The sequence below is a fragment of the Streptomyces sp. NPDC060209 genome (genome assembly GCF_042728155.1).
Taxonomy (GTDB): Bacteria; Actinomycetota; Actinomycetes; order Streptomycetales; family Streptomycetaceae; genus Streptomyces.
On sequence record NZ_JBHWZS010000443.1, the window covers coordinates 1 to 5,520 of the forward strand.

5 protein-coding genes and 1 pseudogene are annotated in these 5,520 nt (G+C 65.5%); 1 reads left to right on the forward strand and 5 read right to left on the reverse strand.

Annotation, left to right across the window (positions count from 1 at the left end):
- Positions 1 to 184: 184 nt before the first annotated feature.
- Complete coding sequence (locus ACFWFI_RS40625) at positions 185 to 892, forward strand: TetR family transcriptional regulator (protein WP_387400657.1); 708 nt, start codon at positions 185 to 187, stop codon at positions 890 to 892.
- A gap of 147 nt (positions 893 to 1,039) precedes the next feature.
- On the opposite strand, the gene ACFWFI_RS40630 is transcribed toward ACFWFI_RS40625, so the two are convergent.
- From ACFWFI_RS40630 to ACFWFI_RS40650, 5 genes and pseudogenes are all read right to left on the reverse strand, one after another.
- Positions 1,040 to 1,237 carry a hypothetical protein gene (locus ACFWFI_RS40630; RefSeq protein WP_387400659.1) on the reverse strand — a complete coding sequence of 66 codons (198 nt, stop codon included), beginning with the start codon at positions 1,235 to 1,237 and terminating at the stop codon, positions 1,040 to 1,042.
- A 98-nt stretch (positions 1,238 to 1,335) separates the two neighbouring features.
- A pseudogene (locus ACFWFI_RS40635) lies at positions 1,336 to 1,608 on the reverse strand (sodium-independent anion transporter); the annotation flags it as partial.
- A gap of 595 nt (positions 1,609 to 2,203) precedes the next feature.
- Positions 2,204 to 3,094 (reverse strand): ABC transporter permease, encoded by an 891-nt coding sequence (locus tag ACFWFI_RS40640; protein ID WP_387400661.1) that lies wholly within the window; start codon positions 3,092 to 3,094, stop codon positions 2,204 to 2,206.
- The gene (locus tag ACFWFI_RS40645; protein ID WP_387400662.1) at positions 3,091 to 3,936 is read right to left on the reverse strand and encodes an ABC transporter ATP-binding protein; all 846 of its coding nucleotides are present in this window, start codon (positions 3,934 to 3,936) and stop codon (positions 3,091 to 3,093) included. Before ACFWFI_RS40645 ends, ACFWFI_RS40640 begins: the two co-directional genes overlap by 4 nt.
- A gap of 13 nt (positions 3,937 to 3,949) precedes the next feature.
- Positions 3,950 to 5,095 (reverse strand): ABC transporter substrate-binding protein, encoded by a 1,146-nt coding sequence (locus tag ACFWFI_RS40650; protein WP_387400664.1) that lies wholly within the window; start codon positions 5,093 to 5,095, stop codon positions 3,950 to 3,952.
- Positions 5,096 to 5,520 lie beyond the last annotated feature (425 nt).

Below are 5,520 nucleotides of genomic sequence, written 5' to 3' on the forward strand. Positions count from 1 at the left end.
GCGGCGGCATGCGGGGCGATCTTCGCCTCGGCGAGCGAACGGATCGTCTCGCGGAGCATGTCGTGCTCCTCGGCCGGACGGTACAGGTCGAAATCTGACATGACATCTCCCATGCGTGGCACTAAGTACCCTCATTATGCATATCGAGTGCCACGAGAAAGCGGGAGACTGTAGTTTCGTGACCATGAACGAGCAGCGCGACGGTTCAGGGCAGGGCGGGGCGAGTGCACCTGGGTCTGCGGATGACCAAGAGAAAGCACCCATCAGGGAGCTCCTCGTGTCAGCCGCTTTCGAACTCTTCACCGAACATGGCTACGACCGCACGACCATCGACGACATCGTGCGCCGCGCCGGCGTGGGGAGGCGGTCCTTCTTCAGGTACTTCCCCACGAAGGAGGAGGTCGTCTTCCCGGACCACGAACGCGCCCTTGCTGACATGGTTCGCTACCTGGAGGAAGGCGACCAGGAGCCCGACCCTGTCGGTCGCGCTTGCGGTGCCGCCCGGCTGGTCATGCGGATGTATGCAGAGAACAGCGAGTTCTCGGTGAAGCGGTATGCACTGACCCGAAAGGTGGCAGCCCTCAAGACGCACGAGACTTCCGTGGTTCAGCGTTACGAGCGGGCACTCGCGGCCTACCTCAAACCACAGTTCGCCCTGCTGCCCGACGGCGACATGCGGGCTTACACAATCGCTGCGAGCGTCGTCGCCGCACACAACTTCGGCCTGCGCGCCTGGCTGCGTTCCGGAGCCCGCAGTAATGCGGCCACAGCTGTGGACCAAGCGCTCGACCTCGTCCACCGCACGTGGAGCGACACCGGCGAGACACTCGTGCTCGTCACCAAGAGCAACACCCCGCGGTGGCAGATCATCCAGCGGCTGGAAGGACTCTGACCGGAAGGGCGGAGTTCTCGCTTCTTCGCGACGGCCGTACGGGCGGCGAGCTACGCAGGGTACTGAGTACCCCATTTTCCGGCATCCAGTACCCTCAATTTCTCGACTCCTGGTCGGCCCAGGTCGAGGCGCTCACTCAGCTTGATGTCACTGTCGCTCGGTAGCGAGCGACAGGTCATGAATCGTGAAGTGAGGTTGCACGTCGTCCATCGACTCCACCCACAGCCCCTCGGCGTCGAGCACGGAGGCCGCGACCATCCGAGCCTCAGCGACGAATTCGGGGTCGCACTTGAAGCCTGACCAAGGAAGGACGGGGTAGTCGTTTTTCTCGCCGAACTGCCGCACCCTCTCCATGTCGCCCGGAGCGGAGTACGGGAGCCCTGAGGGCAACCGGTGGACTTCGGCATTCCCCCGGCGGACAGCCGGAGGCTGCCAAGCGGGAGTCAGTGACCAGTGAGCTTGCCGTGGAGGTCGGCGCTCGGGTCGTTCCGGCCGATGATCTCCACCGTCTTGTCGCGGTGCTTGCGGTCTCGATGGCGTCGAGGACGGCGACGGTAGAGGCGTCCCAGACGTGGCGGCGGAGAGGTCGACGATGATCGGTAGGGGTCGTCGTTGTAGTGGAACTGGCCGACGAAGGCGTTGGAGGAGGCGAGGAACAGATCACCGGTCACGGAGTACACCGCGGTGGTGTTGTCCGGGTCGGTGACAGCGCTGACGCTCGGCGAAGGGCCTCGGCGGGCTCTTCGTAGCGAGAGCCCGCCGAAGCGGGACAGATCGGCTGGCTTGCAGCCCCGAGCGAAGCGGAGCAGACGCCCAGCCGACGCGAGACGCGGGCCGCCTGTATGCCCGCCATCAGCCGCAGAAAACGAAACGGTCCATGGACACCGTCGGCCTACCGTCATGCAAGATCGAGGCTAGGCAGCAGCTTGCGAGACCGAGGCCCGCAGCTCCGGCGGCGAACACTCCAAGAGTGCCCGGCATGACGTCTCAGCCATGGGCTTGTGGGTCCGTGTCTTCGGCATAGCGTGGCCGGCCGGAGCTTCGCACGCGACTCGCGCCGCATCCTCCGGGATGGGAAACACGGGTGGCCTACCGGACGTTACCGGCGACGGTGTTCCGGGGAGTGAGAGCGCCACCGAAATGCCGGTTTCTGGGGACCCGTTGAGCCGACAGGACAACGGTCCCCCAGTCAACTAGTCCGCCCTTCAAAGAAGGACAACCCCGCGTACAGACTTAGCAAGGGAGCAGTGCATGACTCCCTCAGGACAGAGCGTGTTCGCCGATCGCGGCCGGGATCTCGCCGTTTGACTCCTATGGCACCCCCGCCCCCGACAGATTCCGCGGCTTCCAGCGCAGCAGGCGCCTCTCCAGGAGCGTGACCAGACCGTTGATGACAACGGAGACCGCCACGAGTACGGCGATTCCGGCAAAGACGCCCGCGGTGAAGAAGTTCCCGGCGGAGCGCTGGATGAGATAGCCGATGCCCGTATTGGCGCCGACAATTTCGGCGGTGACGGCCGCAACCAGGGCGTAGGGAACGGAGACCCGCAGGCCCTGGATGATCCAGCTGGCGGCAGACGGGATGCGGACCTTGAGCTGGATGGTGAGCCGGGAGGCGTTCATCACCTTCAGCACGTCGACGAGGCGCTGTTCGACGTCACGGACGCCTTCATATGTGGAGTAGAAGACCAGGAAGAAGACGATCAGACTGACGAGGGCGACCTTGGATCCGAGCCCGAAGCCGAACCAGAGGATGAACAAGGGAACCAGGGCAAGGCGCGGGATGGCGTTGAGGGCGACGATCAGCGGTTGGAAGATGTCGCCGAGCACCGGGCTGGAGCCCAGCACGATGCCAACCAGAATGCCAAGGACCGCCCCGACGGCGAAGCCGTAGAGCATTGCCTCGACGGTGGCCTGGATGCTGGTCAGGAGCACCCCTGCGCGGGCCCATTCGACCAGCGCCGCCCAGATCTCGGAGGGGGTGCTGATGTAGAAGCTGTCGAACAAAACACCGGGTTCGGTGGCCGGGTCGCCGGTGGTGGCCTCCCAGCCCGCGATCAGTGCGATCGGCAGCAGGACCCTCATGACCTGCACGAACCTGCGCTTGAGGGCATTACGGCGGCGGGTGGCCTCGACGGTGGGTGCCGTCGCGCCCGCCTGTGGCTTGCCGCCCTCGACAGTCGTGACGCTCTTTGTGCTCACTGCGTCTCCTCCCCGTGCTCAGAGTCGTCAAGCAATCGCCAGAGGCGTTCCCAGATCTCGCCGTACTCCCTGCTCAGACGGAGTTCGGTGAGGTCGCGGGGGCGTTCCAGTGGCACGTCCTCCACGTGAATGACACGCCCGGGCCGGGTACCGAAAACGACGATCCTGTCGGCGAGGAGGATGGCCTCGTCCAGGTCGTGGGTGACGAAGATGATCGTCTTACGGTCCCGCTCCCAGATCCGCAGGAGTTCGTTCTGCATGGTCAGCCGGAGCTGGGCATCCAAGGCACCGAATGGCTCGTCCATCAGCAGCGTGGACGGGTCGTACACCAGGCCGCGGGCAAGCGAGGCACGCTTCTGCATGCCGCCCGACAGCTGGGAGGGGTAGCGGTCGGCGAATCCGGCGAGCCCCACCAGGTCGAGGACCTCGGCGACGCGGCGGCGGCGCTCCGCGCGCGGCACCTTCTCGATCTCCAGGGCGATGCCGACGTTCTTCTCCACCGTGCGCCAGGGCAGCAGGTTGTCGTGCTGAGTCATGAAGCCGACACCTGTGTTGACGCCGGACAGCGGAGTACCGCGGAAGTCGACGGTGCCGGCGCTCGGCGGCAGCAGCCCGGCAGACATATTCAGCAGTGTGGTCTTGCCGCAGCCGCTCGGCCCGATGAAGCAAACCAAGGAGCCGCTCTCGACGTCCAGATCGACAGCTTCCAGAGCGGTGAACTCACCCGTGTCCCCGGAGGGGAAGGTACGGGTGACACCACGGAAGGAGAACTCGGGGACAGAGGTGAACGGTTGGGCGGTGCTTGCCGGGCCCGCCCGGTCCGGCATGGTTTCCCTCAGCATCACTGTCTCCACTTCACGGCTTGGGTCGGGCGGCCTGTGCGGGCCGCAGATCGTAAACGTCCTCATAGGCGATGCGCAGCGGACTGGGGCGCTCGGCGTCGACGAGTTCCACTTGCTTGTCGAACATCGCCTTGGTGGTGAGCGGAGTGGCTCCCTTGTATGCCTGGACGGCCATGTCCCAGCCGGATTCGAAGGCTTTCCTGTTCAGATCGGCAAACTCTGGCAGTTCGCGGACGGCGTCGCGCAACTCTGCGGTGGGGTTCTGCAGGTCGCGGTGGGCGAGCCAGAGGGCCTTCATGAACCGCTTGGCCGCCTCCGGGTTGGTCTTGAGCCAGGCGCGGGTCGTGTAGTAGTCGTGCGAGGCAAGCGGAAGCAACTGCGGAAGGTCGCGGACCCAGTTGAGCCAGACCACGCCCCAGCCCTCGGCCTCGGGGAAGTTGGGACGGGGGAAGGACTGGGCAAAGCCGTCGGCGCGGCCGCGGCGGGTGCTGGCAATCTGCGCCGTAGGGTCGTTGTTCGGCATGATCGTCACGTCGTCGTCGGGGTCGACGCCATACTCGGTGAGCATGGCGCGCAGGTACGAGTTGCCAGTGGAGCCCTGCGGGGATGTGGTGAGCTTGAGGCCACGCAGCGCCCGGACGCGTTCGCGGGCCGGAGAGTCCGGGGTGACACCGCGCTCAGCCAGCTTGTCAGCGGTCTCCTGATTGAGTGCGAGGCCGAAGGTGACGCTGCGATTGGTGGAGCCAAGTCCGACGAGTTCGGTCATGCCCTCGCCGTAGGCGCTGTAGAGGGCGCCGGTGCCGGAGGAACCGATGTCCGCGTCGCCGGACATGACGGACTGGGTGATGAGGGGTGCGCTGCTGGCGCCGTGCTGGACGGAGACATCCAGGCCGACCTTGTCGAAGTAGCCTCGGGCCAGGATCACGGCGGTGGGCAAGTCGGTGAAGCTGGGGGACGTCGTCATGAAGCGGAGCTTCAGCGCACCGCCCTCGCCCACCTCGGCCGGGGCCGCCGTCCGTTCCGCCTGGGCACATCCAGTGAGGAGCACAGCCAATGCGGCGAAGACGGCGAGAAGTTGCGCGGTAGGGGACGTCCTGCGGGGCGGCACCCCGGGGGACGAGCGGGCGTCGACTGCGCTCGGCGCACGTCTGGCGGGCATTTCAGACTCCTTCGTCGCGCTTGCGGGTTACGTGGATCGAATGAGAGAGAGCGTTCGTTAGTTCGTATATACGATTACTAGATCGTCATAGCGATCCCAGGCAACGTAAGTTCACCCTCTGGCCGTGTCAACACTCCGCGCAAGACAAGAGGGAACACCTCCCGGCCGCCGTGGCGTTGACCCCGCCCGACTGCGGCCATAGCATCACTGGACGTAATAAACGACCGTAGTTCGTATTTACGATCGACCGCAGCGGGAGGGGGACGCCTGCAGCAGTTCTCGCATCAGGAGAGATCCGTGATCGAACGAGACAAGATCTTCATCGTCGGGCCAGGGGGTCAAGTCGGCGGGCGGCGGGGGGGTGGGCGGGTTAAAACCGGGTCGCGAGGTCCGCCGCCCGCCACCGCGGCGGGGTTGCGCCGGGC